Origin of the sequence: Streptantibioticus silvisoli (assembly GCF_027947535.2) — a bacterium.
Taxonomy (GTDB): domain Bacteria; phylum Actinomycetota; class Actinomycetes; order Streptomycetales; family Streptomycetaceae; genus Streptantibioticus_C; species Streptantibioticus_C silvisoli.
Map to the genome: position 1 here is coordinate 20,254 of NZ_JAAGKO020000022.1, position 26,650 is coordinate 46,903.

Annotated in this window: 21 protein-coding genes; 7 read left to right on the top strand and 14 right to left on the bottom strand. The window is 73.1% G+C overall.

The features are described from left to right. Positions 1–48: 48 nt before the first annotated feature. The 3 genes from POF43_RS16290 to POF43_RS16300 all read right to left on the bottom strand — a co-directional run bounded on the left by POF43_RS16290 (position 49) and on the right by POF43_RS16300 (position 2,592). Positions 49–1,041, bottom strand: a complete 993-nt coding sequence (locus POF43_RS16290; RefSeq protein WP_271322885.1) for a pirin family protein — start codon at positions 1,039–1,041, stop codon at positions 49–51. 143 nt (positions 1,042–1,184) lie between these two features. Then, positions 1,185–1,802, bottom strand: a complete 618-nt coding sequence (locus POF43_RS16295; protein ID WP_271322884.1) for a DUF1684 domain-containing protein — start codon at positions 1,800–1,802, stop codon at positions 1,185–1,187. Between the two features lie 262 nt (positions 1,803–2,064). Beyond that, the gene (locus POF43_RS16300; RefSeq protein ID WP_372516034.1) at positions 2,065–2,592 is read right to left on the bottom strand and encodes an SseB family protein; all 528 of its coding nucleotides are present in this window, start codon (positions 2,590–2,592) and stop codon (positions 2,065–2,067) included. A gap of 139 nt (positions 2,593–2,731) precedes the next feature. Between POF43_RS16300 and POF43_RS16305 the strand changes: the two genes are divergently transcribed. Together POF43_RS16305 and POF43_RS16310 are read left to right on the top strand one after the other, a co-directional pair. Further along, the gene (locus tag POF43_RS16305; RefSeq protein ID WP_271313778.1) at positions 2,732–4,558 is read left to right on the top strand and encodes an acyl-CoA dehydrogenase; all 1,827 of its coding nucleotides are present in this window, start codon (positions 2,732–2,734) and stop codon (positions 4,556–4,558) included. 174 nt (positions 4,559–4,732) lie between these two features. Then, complete coding sequence (locus POF43_RS16310; RefSeq protein WP_271322883.1) at positions 4,733–6,019, top strand: M18 family aminopeptidase; 1,287 nt, start codon at positions 4,733–4,735, stop codon at positions 6,017–6,019. A 112-nt stretch (positions 6,020–6,131) separates the two neighbouring features. On the opposite strand, the gene POF43_RS16315 is transcribed toward POF43_RS16310, so the two are convergent. Then, positions 6,132–8,027, bottom strand: coding sequence for an NHL domain-containing thioredoxin family protein (locus POF43_RS16315; protein WP_271325086.1), 1,896 nt, complete (start codon positions 8,025–8,027; stop codon positions 6,132–6,134). A gap of 295 nt (positions 8,028–8,322) precedes the next feature. Here POF43_RS16315 and POF43_RS16320 point away from each other — a divergent pair, with 295 nt between their 5' ends. Continuing rightward, positions 8,323–8,838: an LURP-one-related/scramblase family protein gene (locus tag POF43_RS16320; RefSeq protein WP_271317660.1), complete on the top strand. Its 516-nt coding sequence runs from the start codon at positions 8,323–8,325 to the stop codon at positions 8,836–8,838. A gap of 185 nt (positions 8,839–9,023) precedes the next feature. Here POF43_RS16320 and POF43_RS16325 read toward each other — a convergent pair whose 3' ends face one another. The 3 genes from POF43_RS16325 to POF43_RS16335 all read right to left on the bottom strand — a co-directional run bounded on the left by POF43_RS16325 (position 9,024) and on the right by POF43_RS16335 (position 12,869). Next, entirely contained in the window at positions 9,024–10,694 is a 1,671-nt protein-coding gene (locus POF43_RS16325) for an FAD-dependent monooxygenase (RefSeq protein ID WP_271325087.1), read from the bottom strand. A gap of 265 nt (positions 10,695–10,959) precedes the next feature. Continuing rightward, positions 10,960–11,829 (bottom strand): SGNH/GDSL hydrolase family protein, encoded by an 870-nt coding sequence (locus tag POF43_RS16330; protein WP_282704614.1) that lies wholly within the window; start codon positions 11,827–11,829, stop codon positions 10,960–10,962. A 233-nt stretch (positions 11,830–12,062) separates the two neighbouring features. Beyond that, positions 12,063–12,869, bottom strand: a complete 807-nt coding sequence (locus POF43_RS16335) for a carbon-nitrogen family hydrolase (protein WP_271323733.1) — start codon at positions 12,867–12,869, stop codon at positions 12,063–12,065. A 147-nt stretch (positions 12,870–13,016) separates the two neighbouring features. Between POF43_RS16335 and POF43_RS16340 the strand changes: the two genes are divergently transcribed. After that, positions 13,017–13,835: a maleylpyruvate isomerase family mycothiol-dependent enzyme gene (locus POF43_RS16340; RefSeq protein ID WP_271316578.1), complete on the top strand. Its 819-nt coding sequence runs from the start codon at positions 13,017–13,019 to the stop codon at positions 13,833–13,835. Positions 13,836–13,967: 132 nt separating this feature from the next. Here the strand turns inward: POF43_RS16340 and POF43_RS16345 are convergent, their stop codons facing one another. Both POF43_RS16345 and POF43_RS16350 read right to left on the bottom strand, forming a co-directional pair. Continuing rightward, a complete protein-coding gene (locus POF43_RS16345) occupies positions 13,968–15,245 on the bottom strand; it encodes an MFS transporter (RefSeq protein WP_271323738.1) in 1,278 nt (425 codons plus the stop codon). 68 nt (positions 15,246–15,313) lie between these two features. Further along, on the bottom strand, positions 15,314–15,982 hold the full coding sequence (locus POF43_RS16350) for a GntR family transcriptional regulator (protein ID WP_271323737.1): 669 nt from the start codon (positions 15,980–15,982) through the stop codon (positions 15,314–15,316). A gap of 278 nt (positions 15,983–16,260) precedes the next feature. Here POF43_RS16350 and POF43_RS16355 point away from each other — a divergent pair, with 278 nt between their 5' ends. Beyond that, positions 16,261–16,812, top strand: a complete 552-nt coding sequence (locus POF43_RS16355) for a pyridoxamine 5'-phosphate oxidase family protein (protein WP_271323732.1) — start codon at positions 16,261–16,263, stop codon at positions 16,810–16,812. A gap of 77 nt (positions 16,813–16,889) precedes the next feature. Here the strand turns inward: POF43_RS16355 and POF43_RS16360 are convergent, their stop codons facing one another. From POF43_RS16360 to pdhA, 3 genes are read right to left on the bottom strand one after another with little or no spacing between them, the layout of a single operon-like run. After that, positions 16,890–18,326 (bottom strand): dihydrolipoamide acetyltransferase family protein, encoded by a 1,437-nt coding sequence (locus POF43_RS16360; protein ID WP_271323736.1) that lies wholly within the window; start codon positions 18,324–18,326, stop codon positions 16,890–16,892. A gap of 57 nt (positions 18,327–18,383) precedes the next feature. Beyond that, complete coding sequence (locus POF43_RS16365) at positions 18,384–19,358, bottom strand: alpha-ketoacid dehydrogenase subunit beta (RefSeq protein ID WP_271317609.1); 975 nt, start codon at positions 19,356–19,358, stop codon at positions 18,384–18,386. Then, complete coding sequence (gene pdhA, locus POF43_RS16370) at positions 19,355–20,503, bottom strand: pyruvate dehydrogenase (acetyl-transferring) E1 component subunit alpha (RefSeq protein WP_271317610.1); 1,149 nt, start codon at positions 20,501–20,503, stop codon at positions 19,355–19,357. The genes POF43_RS16365 and pdhA overlap by 4 nt, the downstream gene beginning before the upstream one ends. Before the next feature lie 362 nt (positions 20,504–20,865). On the opposite strand from pdhA, the gene POF43_RS16375 reads away from it, so the two are divergent. Next, a complete protein-coding gene (locus POF43_RS16375; protein WP_271323735.1) occupies positions 20,866–21,915 on the top strand; it encodes a phosphotransferase in 1,050 nt (349 codons plus the stop codon). Between the two features lie 374 nt (positions 21,916–22,289). Here POF43_RS16375 and POF43_RS16380 read toward each other — a convergent pair whose 3' ends face one another. Beyond that, positions 22,290–23,912, bottom strand: a complete 1,623-nt coding sequence (locus tag POF43_RS16380) for a protein kinase domain-containing protein (RefSeq protein ID WP_282698742.1) — start codon at positions 23,910–23,912, stop codon at positions 22,290–22,292. Positions 23,913–24,222: 310 nt separating this feature from the next. On the opposite strand from POF43_RS16380, the gene POF43_RS16385 reads away from it, so the two are divergent. Further along, on the top strand, positions 24,223–25,881 hold the full coding sequence (locus tag POF43_RS16385) for a protein kinase domain-containing protein (protein WP_271317296.1): 1,659 nt from the start codon (positions 24,223–24,225) through the stop codon (positions 25,879–25,881). Between the two features lie 183 nt (positions 25,882–26,064). On the opposite strand, the gene POF43_RS16390 is transcribed toward POF43_RS16385, so the two are convergent. Beyond that, positions 26,065–26,625, bottom strand: coding sequence for a bacterial proteasome activator family protein (locus tag POF43_RS16390; protein WP_271317297.1), 561 nt, complete (start codon positions 26,623–26,625; stop codon positions 26,065–26,067). Between the last annotated feature and the right edge of the window lie 25 nt (positions 26,626–26,650).

The window sequence follows — 26,650 nt, forward strand, 5'->3', positions numbered from 1 at the left end:
CGGAACGCCGGGGGGAGGCCGTTCAGGGTGCCGAAGGGACCGCGGTGGTCACTCCCCGGTCTTCGGCGCGGTGCTCGGCGCGGTCCGCGGGGCGTCGTCGGCGGGGATGCTGCCGAGGCGGCCGGCCTGGAAGTCGTCGAAGGCCTGGGCGAGTTCGGCGTGGGAGTTCATCACGAACGGGCCGTAGTGGAACATCGGCTCGCGGATCGGCAGGCCGCCGAGCAGGACGACCTCGAGGTTCGGCGTGTGGGCGTCCTGCGCGGCGTCGGCGGTCAGCGTCAGCGAGTCGCCGGCGCCGAAGACCACCGACTGGCCGGTGCCGAACGGCCGGCCGCCGGTGCCCGCGGTGCCGCGGCCGGCCAGGCCGTACGCCAGGGCGTTGAAGTCGGAGCGCCACGGCAGGGTGAGCTGGGCACCGGGGTTGACGCTGGCGTGGATCATGGTGATCGGGGTGTGGGTCGAGCCGGGTCCGCGGTGGCCGTCGAGGTCGCCGGCGATCAGCCGCAGCAGCGCGCCGCCGTCCGCGGAGGTCAGCAGCTTGACCTGGCCGCCGCCGATGTCCTGGTAGCGCGGCGGCATCATCTTGTGCTCGCGCGGCAGGTTGACCCACAGCTGGAGGCCGTGGAACAGGCCGCCGGTGACCACGAGTTCCTCCGGCGGCGCCTCGATGTGCAGCAGGCCGCTGCCGGCCGTCATCCACTGGGTGTCGCCGCCGTTGATCACACCGCCGCCGCCGTGCGAGTCACGATGCACGAAGGTGCCGTCGATCAGGTAGGTGACGGTCTCGAAGCCGCGGTGCGGGTGCCAGGGGGTGCCCTTGGCCTCGCCGGGCGCGTACTCCACCTCGCCCATCTGGTCCATCATGATGAACGGGTCCAGGTGGCGGTGGTCGATGCCCGCGAAGGCCCGCCGCACCGGGAACCCCTCACCCTCGAAACCCTGGGGCGCGGTCGCGACACCCAGCACCGGACGCTGCCTGGCGTCCGCCGGCGCCGCCACTCGCGGCAGGGTCAGCGGGTTGTCTGTGGTCACAGCTGGCATGACGGCCTCCTCGGCTTCATCGTCCAAGTTAATTGAACAGTGAACAACCTGCAAGGCGTCATCGATTCCCGGCAGCCCGCAGTGGCACTCCTGCCGGTGGGCTGCCGGACGGTTGCCGGTGCGGGTCGCCGCCCGCGGCGCCGTCAGCCCAGCCGCTCCCCCGCCCGCACCGGGGCGCCGACCACGTTGCCGGCCGGCGCCAGCGGGCACTGCCACGCGGCGTCGTAGCGGCAGGAGGGGTGGTAGAGGAAGTTCAGGTCGACCACCAGCGCGCCGTCGCCACCGCCGAGGTCGGCGCCCTTGGCGGTGTCGAGCAGGTACCGCCCGCCGCCGTAGCTGGTGGTGCCGGACGTGCCGTCGCGCAGCGGCAGGAACAGGCCGCCGGCGTACTGCGCCAGCCACCACACGCCGACCGCCGCCTCCACCGGCGCCGGCAGCCGGACCCGGCCGGCCGGGCGCAGCGTCGTGGTGCCGTCCGCGCCGGTGGGCAGGCCCAGCTCGGCGTCACCGGCGGCCGGCAGCAGCGGCAGCTCGAACCGCAGCGCCGGATCGTAGGGCCAGTACGGCAGCCCGGTGTCGCGCAACGGGTCGCCGGGGGCCAGCGGGGACTGCGGGTGGTCGCGGAAGAGCGCGTCGCGCCCGGACCGCCACAGCGCGTGACCGCCTTCCGGGTCGGTGGCGCACGCGGTACGCGTCACGGCGTACAGCTCGCCGACGCGGCGGCGCCAGTCGGTGAGCTGGAGTGCTCCGGTGCCGTTCATGGACTCCTCGGCCGGTGGGGTTCGGGGGACCTGTCCCGCTCCCGTACGCGTCCGGTCCGCGAACCGCTCACCGGGCGGCGGAATCCGTCACTCATACGTGCGGATTTCCCCGGCATGCCGGAATCCTCCGGTGATATGCACGGTCACCCGCCCGGCCGGCCACGCCGGGCGCGCGGGGTCGACCGCGTCGGGCGTACGTCGAGCGCACCGCGCAGCCGGCCGCGTCAGCCGTTCACCCGGGCGCACCGCGCAGCCGACCGCGTCAGCCGTACATCCGGCGCATCGCGAAGTCGACCATCTGCTCGACGGCCTTGGCGTCGAAGACCATGCGGTGGTCGCCCTCCATGTCGAGGACGAAGCCGTAGCCGGTCGGGAGCAGGTCGATGACCTCGGCGCCGGTGATGACGAAGTACTTCGACTCCTTGCCCGCGTACCGGCGCAGCTCCTTGAGCGAGCTGAACATCGGGATCACCGGCTGCTGGGTGTTGTGCAGCGCGAGGAATCCGGGGTTGTCGCCGCGCGGGCAGTACACCTTGGAGGTGGAGAAGATGCTCTGGAAGTCCTCGGCGGACATCGAGCCGGTGGTGAAGGCCCGCACCGCGTCGGCGAGCGACGGGGGCGAGGGCTCGGGATACAGCGGCTGCTGCGGCGCGCCGTACCCCCCGGGCCCCGGGGCTCCCGGCATCCCGGACGCCATGCCACCGGGCATTCCGCCCGGCATGCCGGACATCCCCGGCGCGCCGCTGGGCGGCGCGGCTCCGGGGGAGGCGTTCTGGTCGTAGCCGTACACGACGTACAGAGTAACGAGTGTGAGGTGCACCCAAGGGGCTTGCTTCTTATTACCGACGGGTAGCATCATGGAAAGCGACAGCGACACCCAGCAGTACATGTGCGAGGGACAGCCCTCCTGAGCAGACGGAGCCAGCCGTATGGGCCACTACAAGTCGAACCTGCGCGACATCGAGTTCAACCTGTTCGAGGTCCTCGGTCGCGACGCCGTCTACGGCACAGGTCCGTTCGCCGAGATGGACGGGGAGACCGCGCGCAGCGTGCTCGCCGAGATAGGCCGGCTCGCGGAGAACGAGCTGGCGCAGTCCTACACGGACGCCGACCGCAACCCGCCGGTCTTCGACCCGGCCACCAACACCGCGCCGGTGCCGGAGTCGTTCAAGAAGAGCTTCTCCGCCTACATGGACGCCGAGTGGTGGCGGCTGGGCATCCCGGAGGGCATCGGCGGCACCAACGCGCCGCGCTCGCTGCTGTGGGGCTTCGCCGAGACCGTCCTCGGCTCGAACCCGGCCATCTGGATGTACGCCTCCGGCCCGGCGTTCGCCGGCGTGCTGTACGAGGAGGGCACCGAGGAGCAGCACCGGATCGCCGAGCTGATGACCGAGCGCCTGTGGGGCTCGACCATGGTGCTCACCGAGCCGGACGCCGGCTCCGACGTGGGCGCCGGCCGCACCAAGGCGATCCAGCAGGAGGACGGCACCTGGCACATCGAGGGCGTCAAGCGCTTCATCACCTCCGGTGAGCACGACATGTCCGAGAACATCGTGCACTTCGTGCTGGCCCGTCCCGAGGGCGGCGGCCCGGGCACCAAGGGCCTGAGCCTGTTCATCGTGCCGAAGTTCGAGTTCGACCCGGCGACCGGCGAGCTGGGCGAGCGCAACGGCGTGTACGCCACGAACGTCGAGCACAAGATGGGCCTGAAGGCCTCCAACACCTGCGAGATGACCTTCGGCGCCAACCACCCCGCCAAGGGCTGGCTGCTCGGCGAGAAGCACGACGGCATCCGCCAGATGTTCAAGATCATCGAGTTCGCCCGCATGATGGTCGGCACGAAGGCGATCGCCACCCTGTCCACCGGCTACCTCAACGCGCTGGAGTACGCCAAGGAGCGCGTGCAGGGCGCCGACCTGGCGCAGTTCACCGACAAGACCGCGCCGCGCGTCACCATCACCCACCACCCCGACGTGCGCCGTTCGCTGATGACGCAGAAGGCGTACGCGGAGGGCATGCGCGCCCTGGTGCTGTACACCGCCACCGTGCAGGACGCGATCCAGGTCAAGGAGGCGGCCGGCGAGGACACCGCCGCCGAGCACCGGCTCAACGACCTGCTGCTGCCGATCGTCAAGGGCTACGGCTCGGAGCGGTCCTACGAGCAGCTGGCCCAGTCGCTGCAGACCCTCGGCGGCTCCGGGTACCTCCAGGAGTACCCGATCGAGCAGTACATCCGGGACGCCAAGATCGACACCCTCTACGAGGGCACCACCGCGATCCAGGGCCAGGACTACTTCTTCCGCAAGATCGTCCGCGACGGCGGCCAGGCGCTGACCACCGTCTCCGGCGAGATCAAGAAGTTCCTGGCCGAGGCGGCGGGCGGCGAGGAGCTGGCCGGCTCCCGCGAGAAGCTGGCCACCGCAGCGGTCGACCTGGAGGCGATCGTCGGCGCGATGCTGACCGACCTGGCCGCCACCGAGCAGGACGTGAAGTCGATCTACAAGGTCGGCCTGAACACCACCCGCCTGCTGCTGGCCTCCGGCGACGTCATCGTCGGTTACCTGCTGCTGCGCGGCGCGGCGGTCGCCACCGGCAAGCTGGCCACCGCCAACGCCAAGGACAAGGCGTTCTACCTGGGCAAGATCGCGGCCGCGAAGTTCTTCGCCGAGACCGTGCTGCCCGGCCTGAGCGTGCAGCGCGCACTGGCCGAGACCGTCACCGGTGAGCTGATGGAACTGCCCGAGGAGGCGTTCTGACGGTACCGGCGGTCCGACCGCTGTGACAGCGCGGCACCGTTCGGCGGGCAACCCCACCCGCCGGGCGGTGCCGTGACCCGCCCGGCGTCCGGCGCCGGCGCTCACGCGTACACCTGCGGTGACGCGGGACCCGCGGCCGGTTTGCGGCAACCGTCCCTCCTATGCTGGTGAGCCATGAGCCCTGACAGAGCCCGCGCCCACGCCGACGACCTGATCGCTTTCGTCGCGGGCAGCCCGACCCCGTACCACGCGGTGGCCTCCGCAGCCGCCCGGCTGGAGGCGGCCGGCTTCACCAGGGTCGAGGAGCGCGACGCCTGGAACGGCACGCCCGGCGGCAGGTACCTGCTGCGCGGCGGTGCGATCATCGCCTGGTACGTCCCGGACAACGCCGGTCCCGCCACCCCGTTCCGCGTCGTCGGCGCCCACACCGATTCGCCCAACCTGCGGGTCAAGCCGCGCCCGGACAGCGGCGGCCACGGCTGGCGGCAGGTCGCGGTGGAGATCTACGGCGGCCCGCTGAACAACTCCTGGCTCGACCGCGACCTGGGCCTCGCCGGCCGCCTGGTGACCCGGGACGGCGCCCACCACCTGGTGAACGTCGACCGTCCGCTGCTGCGGGTGCCGCAACTGGCCATCCACCTCGACCGCTCGGTCAACGAGGGCCTGGCGCTGGACCGCCAGCGCCACCTCCAGCCCATCTGGGGGCTCGGGGAGCCGCGCGAGGGCGACCTGATCGGCTTCCTGGCCGGCGAGGCGGGCCTGGCGGCGGCCGACGTCGTCGGCTGGGACCTGATGACCCACGACGTGCAGCCGCCGGCCTACCTGGGCCGCGACGAGGAACTGCTGGCCGCCGCCCGGCTCGACAACCAGGTCTCGGTGCACGCCGGTGCCACCGCGCTGGCCGCGGTCGCCGCCTCCGGCGCCGAACTGGCGTACATCCCGGTGCTGGCCGCGTTCGACCACGAGGAGACCGGCAGCCAGACCGACACCGGCGCCGACGGCCCGCTGCTGGGCACCGTGCTGGACCGCTCGGTCTACGCCCGCGGCGGCGGCTTCGACGAGCGGGCCCGCGCGCTGTCCGCCACCGTCTGCCTGTCCTCCGACACCGGCCACGCCGTGCACCCCAACTACGCCGAGCGGCACGACCCCGGCCACCACCCGGTGCCCAACGGCGGCCCGATCCTCAAGGTCAACGTCAACCAGCGCTACGCCACCGACGGCCAGGGCCGCGGGCTGTTCGTCGCCGCCTGCGAGCGGGCCGGCGTGCCGTGGCAGTCGTTCGTCTCCAACAACGCCACCGCCTGCGGTACGACCATCGGCCCGATCACCGCGGCCCGGCACGGCATCACCACCATCGACGTCGGCATCGCGATCCTGTCCATGCACTCCACCCGCGAACTGTGCGGCGCCCAGGACCCGTCCCTGCTGGCCCGGGCCATCACGGCGTTCCTCCAGGGGTAGGGCCTGCTCCTGCGCGGAGGCGCGCACGGGGAGGTCCTGCGCGGGGGCCGCGCGGGACGGGGGACGTGCCGGGGCCGGGGCGCTGGCGCCGGGTGCCGGGCCGTGCCGGGCCTCAGCCGGGGTCGCGCGGGTGGTCCGTCGGGTCCAGGCCGGCCAGCACCAGCGGCAGGTGGGACGTGCCGCCCCCGGTGATCCGGACCGGGACGCCCCAGTCCTGCTGGTGGACGTGGCAGGCGGGGTACTCGTTGTCCGGGTCGTCGTCGCAGGACGCGGCCATCGCGGAGACGTGCAGCACGCCCTCGGTGACCTCGGGGTTCACCTCCAGGTCGCGGAAGAGGTCGGTGCCCTTGCCGTCCCCGGCGACCAGCAGTTCCGGCGGCGTGGCGCCAACCAGCAGCCGGGTCGAGGGACCGTAGCGCTGGTCGAGCTTCTGGCCGGCCGGCGCGGAGAAGACCACGTCGAGCCGCAGGCGTCCCGGCGCCACGTCGGTGACCGGCCGCCGGGTGCGGTGCGCGGCGGACTCCACCCGGACCGCCTCCTGCGGCAGCCGCAGCCGGGTCAGCCGGTGCCGGGCGGACTCCACGACCACCACGTCGCCGTCGACGACCACCGCGTCGGACGGCTCGCGCAGATCCGTCGCGAGGGTGCTGACCTGGCCGGTGACCGGGTCGTAGCGGCGCAGCGCGTGGTTGTAGGTGTCGCAGACCGCGACCGAGCCGTCGGGCAGCACGGTGACGCCGAGCGGGTGCTGGAGGAGCGCCTGGTCCGCGTCGCCGTCCCGGTGGCCGAAGTCGAACAGCCCGGTGCCGACGGCCGTCCGCACCCGGTAGCCGCCCTTCTCCCCGTCGCCGTCGGCGTCCCCGTCCCCGTCCCCGTCCCCATCCCCATCGGCGTTCTTCGTCACGTACCGCAGCGCGGAGGTCTCGGAGTCCGCCAGCCACAGCCGGTCGCCGGCCGCCGCCAGCCCGGACGGCTGCGCGAACCACGCCTGCGCCGCCGGACCGTCGACCAGCCCCTCGTTCGTCGTACCGGCGGCGACGCCGACCGTGCCGGCCGCCGGGTCGTACGTCCACAGCTGGTGCGTGCCGGCCATCGCGATCCACACCCGGTCGTCGAACCACGCCACGTCCCACGGCGACGACAGCGCGACGTCCCCGGCCGGACCGCTGACGGGCGCGCCGTGCATCCACTGCCGTCCGGTGCCGGCCGGCGTCGTCACCGCGCCGGAGGCCAGGTCGACGGCGCGCAGCGCGTGGTTGACGGTGTCGGCGACGATGACGGTACGGCCGTCCGGCAGCAGCGCGAGGCCCTGCGGTTCGCTGAACCGCGCGGTGTCCGCGGTGCCGTCCGCCAGGCCGCGTTCCCCGGTGCCGATCCGGCGCACGACGGTCTCGCCGTCGGCGGCCAGTTCCACCAGGGCATGCCGTGTCGAGTCGCTGACCAGCAGGTTTCCGCCGGGCAGCAGGATCGCCTTGCCGGGAAAGCGCAGGTCCGCCGGCTCCGGCTCCGGCGGCACGTACGGTCCGTCGCCGCGGCGCAGCGTGCCCTTGGCGGTGTGCTCCGCCTCCAGTTCCTCCACCAGCTTCCCGATGGCGTGCGCGTGCCCCTCGCCGGCGTGCTGCGCGACGACGTAGCCCTGCGGGTCGATGACGACCAGCGTCGGCCAGGCCCGGACCGCGTACTGGTTCCAGGTCGCCAGGTCCGGGTCGTCCAGCACCGGGTGCGCCACGCCGTACCGCTCGACCGCGTCCACCACCGACGCGTGCTCCGCCTCGTGCACGAACTTCGGCGAGTGCACGCCGACGATCACCACGGTGTCGCGGTGCCGTGCCTCCAGCTCCCGCAACTCGTCCAGCACGTGCAGGCAGTTGATGCAGCAGAACGTCCAGAAGTCGAGGATCACGATCGATCCCCGCAGGTCCGCCAGTGTGATTTCCTTACCGCCGGTGTTCAGCCAGCCACCCCTGCCGACCAGCTCGGGGGCCCGGACGCGCGCACGTGTTGCCATGTCGCGGTGAACACCGCGGCGCCGGATTTTCATTCCTGGGCGGGGCCCGCCGTTCACCGCGGCCCGCGACGGCCACGCTGGTGGCCGCGCCGGCCGCGGCCCGGCGGCGGTCCGGTCACGGCATCCTGGGCCGGGGCCGGTGAACCGCCGGCCGGCCTTCCCGCGTCCGTTCCCGTGACGGCGCGTCCGATCGTGACGGGCCGCTGTCGCCGGGCGGGCCGCGGGAAGCACAAGAACGCGCCGACAGCGGGTATAAGCGCCCGAAGGCGAGCGAACAACGAAGGATGGGCTGCGGATGAAGTATCTGGTGCGCGAGAAGATGTTCTCGATCGGCGACGACTTCTGGATCGAGGACGAGCACGGCAACAAGGCGTTCTACGTGGACGGCAAGGTGCTGCGCATCCGCGAGACGCTGGTCGTGCAGGACCCGCAGGGCAACGAGCTGTGCGTCATCCACAAGAAGATGCTGAGCGTGCGCGACACGATGACCGTCGAGCGGGACGGCCAGACGCTGGTCAGCGTGCGCAAGAAGATGTTCAACCCGTTCCACGACAAGTACCGCGCGGAGCTGGCTTCCGGTGAGGAGCTGGAGATCCGCGGCGACATCGTGGACAAGGAGTACGACATCGAGTACGGCGACGAGCGGCTGGCACGGATCTCGCGCAAGTGGTTCCGGCTGCGGGACACCTACGCCGTGCACATCGAGCGGGAGGACGCCGACCCGTCGATGCTGATCGCGATCGCGGTGTGCGTCGACCGGCTCGTGGAGCACGAGCGGCAGGAACACGAGCGCGAGGAGCACGACCACTGACGGCACCCGGTCCTCCGGCGCCCGGCGGTCACGTCGTCGTACGACCTGTCGTAGGACGGTCGGAGGAATGCCGTACGACCTGACGTACGAACGTGCCGTAGGACGGTCGGAGAAACGGCGCAGGGCGATCGTCACGCCGTCGTAGGACCGGCGGCAGCCGTAGGGCTTGTCGCAGGACCGTACGGTCACACCGCCGCGAAGATCGCGCTCAGGTGGTCGCGCAGCGCGGCGGTGTCGGTCGGTGCGCAGCGCAGTCCGAGGTGGCCGTCGGGGCGGACGAGGAACGCCTCGGCGGTGTGCGGGCGGTAGGCGGCGCGGAACTCGCCTGCGGTGTCGCGCAGGGCGGTCGGCAGCCCCGGCGCGCCGTCGGGGAGCAGGCCGGGGGCCAGCACGGTGTAGGCGGTCAGGTGGCCGCGGGCCCGGCGGTGGCCGAGTGCGGCGAGGTCGGGGAAGGCGGTGACCGGGTCGGGATCGGCGCCGGGAGCCGCGTACAGCAGCAGGGTATGGTCGCCGCCGCGCAGCAGGTCGAACAGCCGCACCGGGTAGGTGGCGATGTCGCCGCGCAGGCCGCCGCAGTCCGGGGCGCGGTCGCCGGGGAAGGGCGGTACGGCGTCGTCCGGGTCGGTGTGCGGCACGGTCGGGGTGACGATCGGACTGTCGGTGTAGCCGATGAGCAGCTGGGCTTCCCGTCGGATGACGGTGGCGACGTCCTCCGCGTCGGTCTCGAAACCGGTGCGGGCGTGCTGGACGGTCCGGCCGACGACCTCGGCGCCGACCGGGTGGCGTTCGGCCTGGTAGCTGTCGAGCAGCCGGTCGGCGGCCAGGCCCTTCAGGGCGAGGGCGAGCTTCCAGGCGAGGTTGTACGCGTCCTGGATGCCGGTGTTCATGCCCTGGGCGCCGGTCGGCGGGTGGATGTGCGCGGCGTCGCCGGCCACGAAGACCCGGCCGCTGCCGTAGCGGTCGACCAGCCGGTGGCTGATCCGGAAGACCGAGGACCAGCGCAGGCGGGAGGCGGTGACCGGGCAGGGCGCGAGGCGGTCCAGCACCTGCTGGATGTCGGCCAGGTCCGGCGCGGCGCGCGATTCGAGGCCGTGCTGGACCTCGTCGGCCCCGGCCGGGTCCCCCGGTCCGCCGCCGGGCGCCTGGGACAGCTCGGGCGGTACGAGCATGGACATCCGGTAGCGGCGTTCACCGGGCAGCGGGACGCAGACCAGCAGGTCGTCGGTGCCGCCGTCGCCCTGGTGGGTGGAGCGGACCGCGTAGCCGCGCGGCAGGTCCCAGTCGACCTCGACGTCGCCGAGCATGTACTCCTCGGGGAACGCGTCGCCCTCGAACCGCAGGCCGAGCTCCCGGCGGACGGTGCTGTGGGCGCCGTCGCAGCCGATCACATAGCGGGCGGTGACCTCCTCCTCCAGCTTGCCGGGGGCCAGGGCCAGCCGGGCGCGGACGTGTTCGGCGTCCTGCTCGAGGGAGACGAGTTCGGTGCCGCGTTCGACCTGGGTGCCGAAGGTGGCGAGGTGTTCGGCGAGCAGGCGCTCGGTCTCGTACTGCGGCAGCGCGGCGAATCCGTACGGGATGTCCGGCGGCAGGTCGAGTTCGAGGCGGGAGGCGGTACGGCCGTTGACGTAGCCGAGTTGTCCGATCAACGGCTCCGCGGCGTCCAGCACCTCCCGGGCCAGCCCCATGGCGTCCCAGACCTCCAGGGTGCGCGGCTGCACGCCGACCGCCTTCGCGTACGGCACGGGGTCCGGGAGCCGGTCGACGACGCGGCAGTCCACACCGTGCCGCCGCAGTTCCACCGCCGCCGTCAGACCGACCGGTCCCGCTCCGACCACCAGTACATCGACCTCGGTCATCGACGGTCACCTCCCGCGCCTCAACTCCAATGGAGCACAGACCGACGGATTTGTCGAAAGCGGGACGTAACGGACGCAGGGGATGGGGTGAGTGCACGATCATCGCGTTGACATACGGGTCACGTCCGGTTGCCGTCCGGTTCCGTCCGGTCGTCGGCCGCGTGCCGTGTACCGCGCGTTTCGTCCCGTGTACCGCGTTCCATCGGCGTTCGCCGCTCAGCGTTCCGCGTCTCGCGTTCGTGCCGTATACCGCCGTTCGCGCCGGTCAGCGGCTTGCGAGGACCGTCAGCACCTGGCCGGCCATCGCCGCCTCGCCGAGCTGGTTGGGGTGGAAGGGGATCGCGGGGCGGGTGGGACGGATGGCCTCGGTCCAGCGGACGCCGTCGGGGCGGCAGATGTCGTGGGCAGCGCTGATCCGCCGCTGGTCGACGAAGGCGGCGCCGGCGGATCGGGCGGTGCGCGCCAGGGTCGCGTCGAGGCTGTTCTCAGCCGCGTCGAGCCACGGCAGGTCACCGGCGGCGAACAGCTCGCGCGGACGGCAGCCGCGGTGGTCGTCGGGGATGAGGTTGAGGTAGCCGACGAGCAGGACGCGGGCGTTCGGGGCGAGCCGGTGCACTGTGCGCAGCGCGGCGGACACCTTCGGCGCGGTCGCGGCGATCCGCCCGGCGAGCCGGCTGCCGTAGAGGTGCCGGCAGGGCGCGCCGGCCGCGTCGAACAGCCCGAGAGCGCTGCACTTGACGGCGATGTCGGCGAACCCGAAGTCGTTGGCGCCGATCGTCAGCGTCACCAGCGTGGTGTCGCGGCGCAGTGCCGGGAACTGACCGCGCGCCAGGTCCGTGGTCCGCGCGCCGGTGCAGGTGACGTCAGTGAACGACGCGGGGCGCAGCCGGGCGGCGACGACCGACGGGTAGTCGTTGCTGGAGCGCTCGCACCGGGCGTCCACCTGCCGGGGCACGCCGGGCGCGGCGGCCTCGGAGTCGCCCAGCGCCACGTACCGCACGAGCGGCGGCGGTCCCGACCGGGCGCGCGGGGCGGCGGCGGGGGCGGCGGCCCCCGACGCCGACAGCGCGCACACCGCGAACGCGCAGGCCAGGACGCGCAGAGCGCGCGGGGAACGAGACGTGTGACCGAACACTGCCGACTCCAGGGGAGCGAATCCGTTGTCGCGCGTGATACTGCGACCGCCCCCTCACGATGTCCGCCGACACGCCGCGCCGCACGCCGGATTGAGCCGAACGCGGTACGCGCACGTCAGCCCCGGGACACCGGTCGGCCCCGGACCTCCGCCGGACGCGCGCCACCGCCGCGTCGGCCGCCCCCGTCACGCCCTCCGCACTCCGTGTGCGCCCCCGGCGCCGCCGTGCCCCGTCACGCCCTCGGCGGCGGCGTCGGCAGCCCCAGGACGCGGTCGCGGAGCACCGGGAACTGCTCGCGGGTCTCGGCGACGCGGGCCGGGTCGAAGTCGGCGGTGAGGACCTGCTCGCCGGCGCCGGCCTCGGCGACCACCTCGCCCCAGGGGTCGAGGACGACGCTGTACCCGGCCTGCTCGACGCCGGCGTGCGTGCCGGCGGTGCCGCAGGCCAGCACGTAGGTCTGCGTCTCCACCGCGCGGGCGCGGACCAGCAGGGACCAGTGGGCGCGGCGGCGGGCGGGCCAGCCGGCCGGAAGGACGATGATCTCGGCGCCGGCGTCGGTCAGCAGCCGGAACTGCTCGGGGAAGCGCAGGTCGTAGCAGGTGGCCAGGCCCAGCGTGACGTCCGGGCTCTCCAGCCGGGCGGTCACGATCTCCTTGCCGGCCGTCATCACTTTCACCTCGCCGCGGTCGAAGCCGAAGCGGTGGATCTTGCGGTACGTGCGGTGCAGGGCACCGCTGGGAGCGAACAGCAGCGCGGTGTTGTACAGCGCGCCGCCCTCGCCGCGTTCCACCACCGAGCCGGCGTGCAGCCACACGCCCGCGTCCCGGGCGGCGTCCGACATCGCGGCGGAGGTCGGTCCGTCCAACGGCTCGGCGTGCGCGGCGAATTCCTCGAACGCGAAGGCGCCGACCGTCCACAGTTCCGGCAGAACCACCAGGTCGGCCCCGGACTGTTCGCGTACCAGGTCCGCCGCACGGGACCGCCGCGATTCGACCGGCTCGTCCGGCTTGACGTCGATCTGGATAAGGCTGGCGCGCACCGTACCACCGTCCATGAGTTGGGACTCCTCGTTCGGGCCTACGATCGTCCTACCAAAGCACTGCCATGGTGCCAGCGCACCGCGTAATTTTGGGCGTACACCACCACGCCCGCACCACGACCGCGCACCGATCCGTCGAGGGGTCCCGTGACCGTCCACAGCCAGCTCCAGCCGTACGTCGAAGCCTGGACCCACTCCGTCGAATCCATATTGGAGTTGGTCTCCCCGCTGCCGGAGAGCGACTGGAGCCGGGCGACGGAATTGCCGGGGTGGTCGGTGCGGGACATCATCTCGCACATCATCGGCTTCGAGACCGAGGCGTACGGCGACCCGCGGCCCATCCACTCGCTGCCGCGCGATCTGTACCACGTCAAGGACGACTTCAGCCGGTACGCCGAGGTGCACGTCGACGTCCGCCGCTGCCACACCTCCCCCGAGCAGGTCGCCGAGCTGGACTACACGATCATCCGGCGGGCCCGGCAGATGCGCAATGAGTCGCGGCCGCCGGAGACCAAGGTGCGCTGGCTGATGGGGGAACAGGCGTCGCTGGAAACCGTGATGCTGACGCGGGCGTTCGAGGTGTGGGTGCACGAGCAGGACCTGCGGCGGGCGCTGGGCAGGCCGGGCAACCTCGGCTCGCCGGGCGCGCTGATCGCCCGGGACGTGATCCTGCCGCGGCTGCCGCAGGTGGCGATCGACCTGGGCCTGCGGCCGTACACCGCGGTGGTCTTCGACGTGCACGGCGAGCTGGAGTTCATGCGGACCGTGCGGGTCAGCGGCGAGGGCGAGGTGTCGATCGACGGCAGCGTCTCGCTGGGGCCGGCCGTGACGCTGACGCTCGACTGGGAGACGTTCCTGCGCCTGACCACCGGCCGGGTCCGCGGCCGGGTGCCGGACCGCGTCAAGATCGAGGGCGACGAGGAACTGGCCGACCGCCTGCTGACCAGCCTCTCCGTCACCCCGTGAGCCCCGCCGCCCCGGCGGTGTGACGTCCCCGGGCCATGACGACGTGCCGGACGGGATGCCGCCGCGCCGTGACGGCCCGGGAACGCGCTCAGCGGCCGTACCCGGCCGGGGCGGGGCCCGCGGGACTCCGGCTCACGCCCGTGCGGTCGCCGTGTGGACCGCGTGGACGCGGCTGACCGGGACGCGTTCGCGTTCGCGGCGGGCGGCGGCGCGGCGCAGGCGGAGGATCTGGGTGAGCCCGGCGGCCTGGAGGACGAAGACGCTGCACAGGGCGACGCGGTAGTCGCCGCCGGTCGCGTCGAGCAGGGCGCCGATGGCCAGCAGGGCCGTCACGGACGCGGTGAAGCCGCCCATGGTGACGACGCCGAAGGCGGTGCCGAAACGTTCCGGCGGGTTGGCGGGACGGGCGAGGTCGAAGCCGATCATGGACGCCGGACCGCAGCCGCCCAGGACCGCGCACAGCAGCACCAGCAGCCACAGCGGGGCCGGGCCGGAACGGGCCAGCACCGCCGCCCACACCGTCGCGGTGGCGGCCACCGTACCCAGCGCCAGCGGCAGCCGGGCGCCGTGGTGGCGGGCCACGACCTGGCCGTAGACCAGGCCCAGCAGCACGGTGGACAGCACGACGACGGTGAGCAGTTCACCGGCCGCGGCCTGGGAGAGCCCCTCTTCCTGGACCAGGAACGGCAGGCCCCACAGCAGCAGGAAGACCATCGCGGGGAACTGCGCGGTGAAGTGCACCCAGGTGCCCAGCCGGGTCCCCGGTTCGCGCCAGGCGGCGGACAGCCGGCCGCGCACGCGGTCACGGTCGGAGTCGGAGCCGGGGCCGCGGTCGCGCGGGCCGCGTTCGGGCGGCGCGGGGGCGAGGGCCGCCGGGTGGTCGCGCGGCAGCAGCAGGACCAGCACCAGCACCGCCGCGCCGGCCAGCGCGGTGCCGGTGAAGGTGGCCGTCCAGCCGGCCGACCCCAGCAGCCGGGACAGCAGCAGGGTGCTGACGAGGCTGCCCGCCATGCCGAACAGCGCCGTGCTCTGCGCCGTCAGCGGCCCGCGCCGCACCGGCAGCCGGCGCGCGCCCAGTCGCAGCACGCCGACGAACGTCATCGCGTCCCCGCAGCCGAGCACCGCGCGGGCGGCCAGCGCGGGCAGGTAGCCGTGGGCGCAGCCGAAGCCCAGTTGACCGGCGGTCAGCAGCAGCAGGCCCAGGGACAGCACGCGCTTGGCGCCGAACCGGGCGACGGCCGCACCGGCGGGTATCTGGAGGCCGGCGCAGGCCACCACCTGGACGACGGGGAAGGCGGACAGCGCGCAGGAGCCGAGGTGGAAGCGGCGGGCCGCGTCGAGGCCGGCGACGCCGAGGCTGGAGCGGTGGACCACGGCCACCAGGTGGACCAGGACGCCCAGGCCCCACATCAGCGCGGTGCGCGGGCCGCCCGGCGGGTCGCCGGACGGCCCGTCGCGCCCGGCGCCGGCCGCCAGGCTCACGGTTCCTCCCCGCGCGCGATCGCCTTGACCCGGCCGACGTGCCGCCGTACCGCGGCTGCGGCCGCGTCGCCGTCGCCGGCCCGCAGGGCGGCCAGCAGCTCGGTGTGCTCCTCGATGTTGCGGGCGATGCGGCGCGGGTCGGCGCGCATCACCTGCACGCCCATCCGCAACTGCCGGTCGCGCAACTGGTCGTAGAGGGTGGCCATGATGGCGTTGCCGGCGGCGCGGACGATCTCGGCGTGGAAGGTGCGGTCGCAGTCGGCGGCGCGGGCCAGGTCGCCGGTCTCCCGGTGCTCCTCGTGCTCGTCGAGCAACTCCTCCAGGCGGGCCAGCAGTTCGCGGCCGGCCGGCAGCACCTTGCGGACCGCGTGCTCCTCGATCAGCAGGCGGGTCTCGACGACGTCGGCGATCTCCTGGGCGGAGACCGGCAGCACCAGGGCGCCCTTCTTCGGGTAGAGCTTGATCAGGCCCTCGGCCTCCAGGCGCAGCAGTCCCTCGCGGACCGGGGTGCGCGAGACGCCGACCGCTTCGGCGAGGCCGCCCTCGGTCAGCAGCGTGCCGCCTTCGTAGGACCGGTCGAGGACCGCCTGCTTGACGTGCGCGTAGACCCGTTCCGCAGCGGGGGGACGCTTGGCCGGGGCGCCGGAGGCCGATGACGTGCTCATCATGCGCGCATCATAGATACAACACGTCGGCGGCCGGTACCCAACGCTCCGGCCGCGCTCCAACGCGTCGGTGCGCGAGGGGCGCGCGCCCGCGCCGCGGCCCGTCCCGGCCCGGCCGCGGCGCCCCCGTGCGCAGCCGCCGCGCCCCCGTCCCCGGCCCGCCGCGCCCGCCCGCGCGGCCCGGCGCGACGTTCGGCGCCGGTCTGGAGCGGCGCGTCGCGACGTTCGGTGCCAGCCTGGAAGGGATGCCCGGGACGCCGACGAGGGGAAGATTCGCGATGGCGCACAGCAAGCAGGCCGAACCGGTGACCGAACTCGACGCCCGGTACAGCGATCCGCAGGCGCGGCCGGCCGACTGGGTCCGGGCCCGTGACCGGTTGCGGGCGGCCGAGGTCTTCTGGCTCTCGACGGTGCGGCCCGACGGGCGCCCGCACGTCACGCCGCTGATCTCCGTCTGGGTCGACGACGCGCTGTACTTCTGCACCGGCCCGGACGAGCGCAAGGCCCGCAACCTCGCCGCCAACCCGCACGTGGTCATGACCACCGGCGCCAACGACTACGGCAGCGGCTTCGACCTGACCGTGGAGGGCGACGCCGTCAACATCACCGATCACGCGCGGCTGGTCCGGATCGCCGAGGCCTACGAGGACAAGTACGGCGCCGGCTGGCACTACGACGTCCACGACGGCGCGTTCGTCCTGCCGGCCGCCGGCCGGGCACCGGGCCACGGCCGCGCCCTGGTCTACGAGGTCGCCCCGGTGACCGCCTTCGGCTTCGGCAAGGGCGAGTTCAGCCAGACGCGCTGGCACTTCAACGGCGACGCGACCTGAGCGCCCGGCCCGGCACGCCGCGGGGCCCGGACCGCGTCACCGCCGTCCGGGCCCCGCGGGCGTTCACGCCCTGGCCGTCACGCCCAGGTCATCAGGCGCTTGGGCTGTTCCAGGACCGCGGCGATGTCGCCGAGGACCTTGGAGCCGAGTTCGCCGTCGACCAGGCGGTGGTCGAAGGAGAGCGCGAGGGTGGTGACCTTGCGCGGCTTGACCTTGCCCTTGTGCACCCAGGGCTGGTCCTTGACCGCGCCGAAGGCGAGGATCGCGGACTCCCCCGGGTTCAGGATGGGCGTACCGGTGTCGACGCCGAAGACGCCGACGTTGGTGATGGTGACCGTCCCGCCCTGCATGGCGGCGGGGGTGGTCCTGCCCTCCCGGGCGGTGCCGACCAGGTCGCCGAGCGCGGCGGCGAGCTGGGGGAGGGTGAGGGCGTTCGCGTCCTTGATGTTCGGCACGATCAGCCCGCGCGGGGTGGCCGCGGCGATGCCCAGGTTGACGTAGCTCTTGCGGACGATCTCCTGGTTCACCTCGTCCCAGGCCGCGTTGACGTCCGGGTTGCGCCGGATCGCGACCAGCAGGGCCTTCGCCACCAGCAGCAGCGGGCTGACCTTGAGGCCGGCGAACGCCGGGTCGAGCTTCAGCTCCTGCACCAGCCGCATGCTGCGGGTGATGTCGAAGGTGACGAACTCGGTGACGTGCGGCGCGGTGAACGCGCTGGCCACCATGGCCTGCGCGGTCGCCTTGCGGACGCCCTTGATCGGAACGCGTGTTTCACGTGAAACATCCGCGCCCGCGCCGGCCGCCGGGGCGGTCGGCTGTTCGACCCGCGCGGCCGGGGCCGGGGCGGCCTGCGGCGCGGCGGGCTCCGGAGCGGCGGCGGCGTGCACGTCGTCCCGGGTGATGTCGCCGTGCGGCCCGGTCGGCAGTACGGCGGCCAGGTCGACGCCGAGGTCCCGGGCCAGCTTGCGCACCGGCGGCTTGGCCAGCGGCCGGTCACCGGACGCCGGGGCCGCGGTGGGCGCCGCGGCCGGCACCGGAGCGGTCGGCACCGGAGTGGCAGCGGGCGCGGCGGTGCCGTTCAGCTCGGCCTGGACCTGCTCGCGCACGGCTGCCGACGCCGGGGCGGCGGTCCTGCGCGGGCGGCGCTTGGACGTCGTGGTGGCGACGCCGTAGCCCACCAGCACCGCCTGCCGCTTCGGCGCCGGCTCGTCGGCGGCCGGCGCGGCCGGGGCCGACGCTGCGGGCGCGGCGGCGGGGGCCGGAGCCGGGGCCGGCTCTTCGACGGGAGCGCCGGGGGTGGTGTCCACCGAGATGATGGCGGTGCCCACGTCGACGGTGTCGCCCTCGGGGAACCGGAGCTCGCTGACCACGCCGTCGAACGGGATGGGCAGCTCGACGGCGGCCTTGGCCGTCTCGACCTCGCACACCACCTGGCCGTCGGAGACGGTGTCACCGACGGCGACGAACCACTTGAGGATCTCGGCCTCGGTGAGTCCCTCGCCCACGTCGGGCATCTTGAACTCGCGGAAGCGCTGCGCTGTGTCAATCACGGTCACTGATCTCCTCGGCTTTCAGAAGGCCAGCGCGCGGTCAACGGCGTCGAGCACGCGGTCAAGGCCGGGCAGGTACTCCTCCTCGACCCGGGCCGGCGGGTACGGGGCGTGGAAACCGCCCACCCGCAGCACCGGTGCCTCCAGGTGGTAGAAGCAGCGTTCGGTGATCCGGGCGGCGATCTCGGCGCCGGTGCCCAGGAACACCGGGGCCTCGTGCACCACGACCAGCCGGCGGGTCTTCTCCACCGAGGCCTGGATCCCGTCGAAGTCGATCGGCGACATGGACCTCAGGTCCAGCACCTCCAGGCTGCGCCCGTCCTCCTCGGCGGCCTTGGCGACCTCCAGGCAGACCTTGACCATCGGCCCGTAGGCGGCCAGCGTCAGGTCCCGGCCCTCGCGGGCCACGTTGGCGCGGTGCAGCGGCGCGGGGACGGCGGCGGTGTCGACCTCGCCCTTGTCCCAGTAGCGGCGCTTGGGCTCGAAGAAGATCACCGGGTCGTCGCACTCGATGGCCTGCTGGAGCATCCAGTAGCCGTCCGACGGCGTCGCGGGGGAGACCACCTTCAGGCCGGCGACGTGCGCGAACAGCGTCTCCGGCGACTCCGAGTGGTGCTCGACCGCGCCGATGCCGCCGCCGTAGGGGATGCGCACGACGACCGGCAGCTTGATCTTGCCGAGCGCCCGGGCGTGCATCTTGGCCAGCTGGGTGACGATCTGGTCGTACGCCGGGAAGACGAAGCCGTCGAACTGGATCTCCACCACCGGGCGGTAGCCGCGCAGGGCCAGGCCGATCGCGGTGCCGACGATGCCGGACTCCGCGAGCGGGGTGTCGATCACCCGCTCCTCGCCGAAGTCCTTCTGCAGGCCGTCGGTGATGCGGAAGACGCCGCCGAGCTTGCCGACGTCCTCACCCATCATGAGGACCTTGGGGTCCGACTCCAGGGAGTGCCGCAGCGACTCGTTGAGTGCCTTGGCGAGGGTCATGGAGGTCATCGGGCCGCCCCTTCCTGGTGGTCCTCGAAGGAGGCCTGGTACTCGGCGAACGCCGCCCGCTCCTCGTCGACCAGGCTGTGGCCGTCCGCGTAGACGTTCTCGAAGATCGACATCGGGTCGGGGTCGGGCATGGACCGCACGCCCTCGCGGACCCGCTTGGCCATCGTGTCGCTCTCCGCGTCGACCTCGGCGTAGTACGCCTCGTCGGCGACGCCCTGCTTGGTCAGGTATGCCTTCAGCCGCAGGATCGGGTCCTTCGCCTCCCACGCGACGCGCTCGTCGTCGAGCCGGTAGCGGCTGGCGTCGTCGGAGGTGGTGTGCGCGCCCATCCGGTAGGTGAACGCCTCGACCAGCATCGGGCCGCCGCCGGTGCGGGCGCGCTCCAGGGCGGCCCGGGTCACCGCGAGCACCGCCAGCACGTCGTTGCCGTCCACCCGGACGCCGGGGAAGCCGAAGCCGGCGGCGCGCTGGTAGATCGGCACCCGGGACTGCTTCTCGGTGGGCTCGGAGATCGCCCACTGGTTGTTCTGGCAGAAGAACACCACGGGGGCGTTGTAGACGGCCGCGAAGGTGAACGCCTCCGCCACGTCGCCCTGGCTGGAGGCGCCGTCGCCGAAGTAGGCGATGACGGCGGAGTCCGCGCCGTCCTTGGCGATGCCCATGGCGTAGCCGGCCGCGTGCAGGGTCTGCGAGCCGATGACGATCGTGTAGAGCTGGAAGTTGTTCTCGTTCGGGTCCCAGCCGCCGTTGTTGACGCCGCGGAACATCCCGAGCAGGTTCAGCGGGTCCACGCCGCGGGTCCAGGCGACGCCGTGCTCGCGGTACGTGGGGAACACGTAGTCGTCGGCGCGGGTGGCCCGGCCGGAGCCGATCTGGGCGGCCTCCTGGCCGAGCAGCGAGGCCCACAGGCCCAGCTCGCCCTGCCGCTGGAGGGTGACCGCCTCGGCGTCGAAGCGGCGGGTCAGCACCATGTCGCGGTACAGACCGCGCAGTTCCTCGGGGGTCAGGTCGATGGAGTACTCGCGGTGTTCGACACGCTCGCCCTCCGGGGTCAGCAACTGCACGAGCGGGGGCTGCGCCCCGGCTCCCCCTCGGCGCTTGGCGCCGCCGCGGCTGCTGCGCGCGGCAGTGCTTTTCACGCTCACGTCTTGCTCCTCCGTCTGGCCGGCCCCGGGGTCCGCCGGGCGCCGTGCGGGATCACCCAAATCGGCTCGGCGCACGGGGTGTGTGCGACAGGCCCGGTCCGGGCGTGACTTCCGCCCCGGACACGGCCTGCGCAACAGACGTTACCCACACTTCACACGAGCGCGCGATTGGGCGTCTACCTGCGGTTTTGCTTTGATTTCCTAGCAAACCGCTTCGACGGCGCATTACCGCAGGCCACCGGGACACCCGCACGGTATCCCGGGACGGTCGATGACGTAAGGGCCAAGCGGGGGTGTGATCACACGGACACGCTGAGTGATCTACCATTCGCCGGGTGCCTCCTCGCAGTCCGGCGGTCGCCATGCCCTCCGACCGCACGCTCCACAGCCTGCTGAACCACTACGGCGCCGGCGATCCGCTGGCGTGCCGACCGGTGGCGCAGGGGCTGCTGAACCACGGCTACCGCCTGCGCACCACCCGCGGGTCGTTCTTCCTCAAGCACTATCTGGACGACCCCGACCGGCCCGAACGGCGGGCCACCCATCCGGCGACCATCGTCCGCCAGCACCGCGCGACGCTGCGGCTCGGCGCCCTCGGCCTGCCGGTGGCGGCGCCGCTGACCGGCCGCGACGGCCGGACCGTGTACGTCCTGGGCGGCCGTCCGTACGCGCTCTACCCCTGGGTCGACGGGCGGCACCGGGCGGGCAGCGAGTTGACCACCGGCCAGTCGCGCCGGCTGGGCTGGCTGCTGGGCCGGGTGCACCTGGCACTGGAACGCGTGCTGGCCGGCATCACCGCGGGCATGGCGGGCGCCGGCGGCGCCGGGGGGCCCGGGTCCGGCAGCGCGCGGGCGGAGGAGACCGACACGCTGATCGGCGAACTGCTGCGGCTGGCCGGGCGGCACCGGCCGCGCGATCCGATGGACGTACTGGCGGAGCGGCGGCTGCTGGAGCGCCGCGCGCTGCTGGAGCGGTACGCGCACCGCCGGCCGGCCGCCTCGGCGGCGCCGGCCTGCGGCTGGGTGCACGGCGACTTCCACCCGTTCAACCTGCTGTACCGCGGGGCCGAGCCGGCCGCGATCATCGACTGGGACCGGCTGGGGGTCCAGCCGCGCGCCGAGGAGGCGGTGCGGGCGGCGGTGATCTTCTTCCTCGGGCCGGACGGCGCACTGGATCTCGCCAAGGTCCGCGCCTACGCGCGGGCGTACCGGCTCACCACCGGCGTACCGGCCAACGACCTGGCCGCCGCGGTGCGCCGGGTGTGGTGGGAGCGGCTGAACGACCTGTGGATGCTGCGCTGGCGCTACCAGCGCCTCGACTGCCGCGCCGACCCGCTCTTCCCGGCCGCCGCGGCCCTCGTGGTGTGGTGGACCCGGGAGTACGAGGCGGTGCTGGCCGCCTTCACGGGGTGAGCGGGTGTGGTTGGCGGGCCGGGGCCTTCACCGGGTGGGCCCGCGTGGGCCGGGGCCGGGGCTGGAGCCTTCACCGGGTGCCCCCGCGTTCCCGGCTGGCGCCTTCACCGGGTGAGCCGGTGTGCTGCGCGAGCCACACCGGGCGCGGGCGCGGCGGGTTCCGCGGCCGGGGCCTTCACCGGGTGGGCCCGCGTGGTTCGCGGCTGGAGCCTTCACCGGCTGCCCCCGCGTTCCCGGTCGACGCCTTCACCGGGTGAGCCGCGATCGGCCCTCCACCGGTGAGCCGCGTGCCGCGTGACGTGTGCCGTGCGGCCCGGTGCCGGCCCTCACCCGTCCGGCGCCGGGGGCGCCGGTGCGGGCTTCGGGCCGGGCGCTCAGGTGTCGTTGCCGCCTTGGCCGTTGCTGTCGCCGCCGCTGCCGCCGCTGCTGCCGCCGAGGATCGGGGGCAGCGACGGGGAGCTCCCGCCGTCCGAGCCGCCGTCGGACGCCGGGGGCGTGCTGGGCGGCGGGGTGGACGGCGGCGGGGTGGTGGCCGGCGGGGTGGACGCCGGGGCCGTGGACGGCGGCTGGGACGTGGTGGCCGACTTCGACGGGTAGGGGTTGGACGGCTGGTCGGTCCGCGTCCAGGACGGCGAGGCCGTCGACTGGTCACCGTCCTGCGAGCCGGTCCGGGTCGGCTGCGAGGCCGGGCCGCCGCTGTCGGCGACCCGGGGGGAGGCCGGGCTGAGCGGGGTGTGGCCGTTGCCGTGGTTCTGCGCGGCGTTGAGGGCGATGAAGACGCCGATGCCGATGGCGACCAGGGCGGCGACCAGCACCAGGAAGACGTTGCGGCCGCGGTGGGCGGGCGCGGCGTCGGCGTAGCCGTAGGCGGGCTCGTCGGGGCCGATCGGCGGGCCCATGATCAGCGGCGGGCCCAGTTCGGCGGTGTTGCCGGAGTGACCGGGCAGCACGGTCGTGGCGGCGGGGCCGGGCAGCGCCGTGGTGGCGGCGTGGTCGACGTAGCCGGTGTCCCAGGTCCCGGTCCAGCCGCCGCTCTCGGCCAGCATGCGCAGCGCGTACTGGACCAGGCCGTGCATCTCCTCGGCGCTCTGGAAGCGGTCGTCGGGGTCCTTGGCCAGCGCGCGCAGCACCAGGCCGTCCAGCTCCGGCGGCACCCGGTCGCTGACGGTGGACGGCACCCGGGGGTCGTCCTGGACGTGCTGGTAGACCACCGACAGCGGGGTCTCGCCCATGAACGGCGGGCGCAGCGCGAGGAGTTCGTAGAGCAGGCAGCCGGTGGCGTACAGGTCGCTGCGGTGGTCGACGGCCTTGCCGAGCGCCTGTTCCGGCGACAGGTACTGCGGGGTGCCCATGACCATGCCGGTCTGCGTCATCGTGGTGGACGCGCCGTGCAGCGCGCGGGCGATGCCGAAGTCCATGACCTTGACGGCGCCGGCGTGGGTGATGACGACGTTGGCCGGCTTGATGTCACGGTGCACGATGCCGTGCTGGTGGCTGTAGGCCAGCGCGTCCAGGACGCCGGAGACGATGACCAGCGCCTGTTCGACCGGCGGCGCGTCGGAGTCCACCAGCAGTTCGCGGATCGTGCGGCCCTCGCACAGCTCCATCACGATGTACGGCACGGTGTCCTGGCCGTACCGGTCCTCGCCGGAGTCGTAGACCGCGACGATGGAGTGGTGGTTGAGGCCGGCCACGGACTGGGCCTCACGGGTGAAGCGGGCCTTGGAGATCGGGTCCTCGGCGAGGTCACCGCGCATCAGTTTGACCGCGACGGTGCGGCCGAGCCGGACGTCCTCGGCGGCGTAGACCTCGGCCATGCCGCCGCGGCCCAGACGCCGGGTGAGGCGGTAACGCCCGTCGCCGATCAGCCCGTTGTCGCCGAACTGGGCGACGGATTCGGCCGGTGTGTCGTCCCCCGGACCGGCTGGCCGCCCGGTCGGGTCCCCGGGGGCCTTGGACTGGTCGGGGTCGTCGGAGGCGGCCTGCGTGTGGTCCATCAGTCCTCGCCGTCGCTCATCGCCTGCGTGCCAGGTGGGCTCTCGGTACCTGGACGTGCTGAGTGCCAAGTGGTGCTGAGTGCTTAGGAGACGAACCTACCGTCTCGGCGCGGACGGCAGAAAAGCCGGAGGCGCCCGTCGCACGTCCGCTCGGTGGCCGCTTCACAGTTGGGACACGGTTTCCGGGTCATCCGGTGACGGAACGGTCAAGCAACTTGACGCATATCCGCTCTCCGGCACACTTGGCGGACAGGTAAGCATAGGTCTTCGTGTGACGTGCGGGCGAACCCGCCAAGGGGGAAGCGGTTCAATGAGCGGGGACGCGCGCGGCGACTTCTCGGGCAGCACCGTGGGAGGCGGCCGGTACCAGCTGCGCCGCATGCTCGGCGAGGGCGGGATGGCGTCGGTGCACCTGGGGCACGACACCGTGCTGGACCGGCCGGTGGCGGTCAAGACGCTGCACAGCGAGCTGGGCCGGGAGGCGTCGTTCCGCGAGCGGTTCCGCCGCGAGGCGCAGGCGGTCGCCAAGCTGAACCACACCAACATCGTCTCGGTCTACGACTCCGGCGAGGACGAGATAGACGGCCGCTCCGTCCCGTACATCGTGATGGAGCTCGTGGACGGCGACCCGCTGCGCGACGCGCTGGACCGCGACGTGGCGGCGCAGGGCGCGATGCCCACGGACCGGGCGCTGAAGATCACCGCCGACGTGCTGGCCGCGCTGACCGCCAGTCACGAAATGGGCCTGGTGCACCGGGACATCAAGCCGGGCAACGTCATGCTGACCCGGCGCGGCGTGGTCAAGGTGATGGACTTCGGCATCGCGCGGGCCCTCCAGTCCGGGGTGACGTCGATGACGCAGACCGGCATGGTGGTCGGTACCCCGCAGTACCTGTCGCCGGAACAGGCGCTGGGCCGCGGGGTGGACGCCCGCTCCGACCTGTACTCGGTCGGCTGCATGCTGTTCGAACTGCTCACCGGACGGCTGCCGTTCGAGGGCGACTCGCCGCTGGCGGTGGCCTACCAGCACGTGCAGGAGGAGCCGCCGGTCCCGTCGTCGATCAACCGTTCGCTGCCGCCGGCGGTGGACGCGCTGGTGGCGCGGGCGCTGCGGAAGAACCCGGCGGAGCGCTTCCCGACCGCCGAGGCGATGCAGGACGAGTGCGTGCGGGTGGCGGGCAGCGCGCACGCCGCGACGCCGCTGGTGATCGGCGAGGGCCCCAAGGCGCACCACGGCTACCAGCACACCAACCCGGACTCGTTCGCGGTCTTCCCCAACGCGACCGTCGACGGCCCGCGGACCCCGCCGCCCTACCCGTCCCAGCCGTCCCAGACCCCGCCGCCGCAACAGCAGCCGCTCGCGCAGCAGATGAGCTACGGGCCGCCGACGCCCAACCCGATGCCGCAGCAGTACGCGCCGATGAACTACCAGACGCCGGCGCCCCCGGTGCAGCAGCGGCCGATGGGCCCGGGCCCGTCCCCGGCCTACACCCAGAAGCCGCCGACGCCCCCGAGCGGCGGCGGCAACTGGAAGCCGCTGGTGATCTTCGGGATCATCGCGGTGATCGCGGCGGTGGTGCTGCTGCTGGTCATCGGCGCGTTGACCAACAAGAACAACGGCAGCACGGACCCGGACCCGACGACGAACACCTACGGGGCGTCGACCGCACCGGCGCCGTCGGTCACCATGGGCGACCCGAGCAAGACCATCAACGCCTCGGAGTGCACCGACGCCAACGAGGGCATGGGCGGCGGCAGCACGGTCACCATGCCCGACCTGGACTTCACCTACATCGACTCGGTGAAGGCGTGCCTGGACCGGGCCGGCTGGAAGTACCGGGAGGTGCCCACCGACGAGCACCTGTTCGGCAAGGGCACCGTGATGGACAGCAACCCCTCCCCGTACGACTCGTTCAACCCGAAGACGACCAAGATCGTGCTGTACGTCTCGACCGGCAAGCTGGACTGACCCTCCCCGCCGCCCTGCCTCCTGGGCGGGATCTGAGCGGACCTGAACGGAACGGAACGGCCCCGGCGCGTGCGCCGGGGCCGTTCCGTGTCGTGCGGCGGTTCGTGTCGTGCGGCGATCCGTGTCGTGCGGCGATCCGTCACGTCCCGGCGGAAGGACCGGTACGTGAGGGCCGCACCGGTGTCACAGGTACGGTCCGGTGCGGGTGGCACCCGGGTGGGTGGCGGGGTCCTCGGACTCCCCGTCACCGCCGACGCCGGGCGGCAACGCGCGGCGCATCTGCTCCAACTGGGCGCGCGCGGCCATCTGCTGCGCGAACAGGGCGGTCTGGATGCCGTGGAACAGCCCCTCCAGCCAGCCCACCAACTGGGCCTGCGCGATGCGCAGTTCGGCCTCGCTGGGCACCGTGTCGTCGGTGAACGGCAGGGAGAGCCGGTCGAGTTCGGCGACCAGTTCGGACGCCAGGCCCTCCTCCAGCTCCTTGACCGAACTTCGGTGGATCTCCTTCAGCCGGACCCGGCTCGCCTCGTCGAGAGGTGCGGCGCGGACCTCCTCCAGCAGCTGCTTGATCATGCTGCCGATGCGCATGACCTTCGCGGGCTGCTCGACCATCTCCGTCACCGGGATCTCGCGGGGCTCGCCGTCATCACCCCGGCCGGCGTTGCCCAGCGCCATTCCGTCCGGGCCGACGACCAGCACGTGCGGGCCCCCGTCCTGCGACCGTTCGTTCATCGGCGTATCCATACGTTCATTGTCTCGCACGTATGAC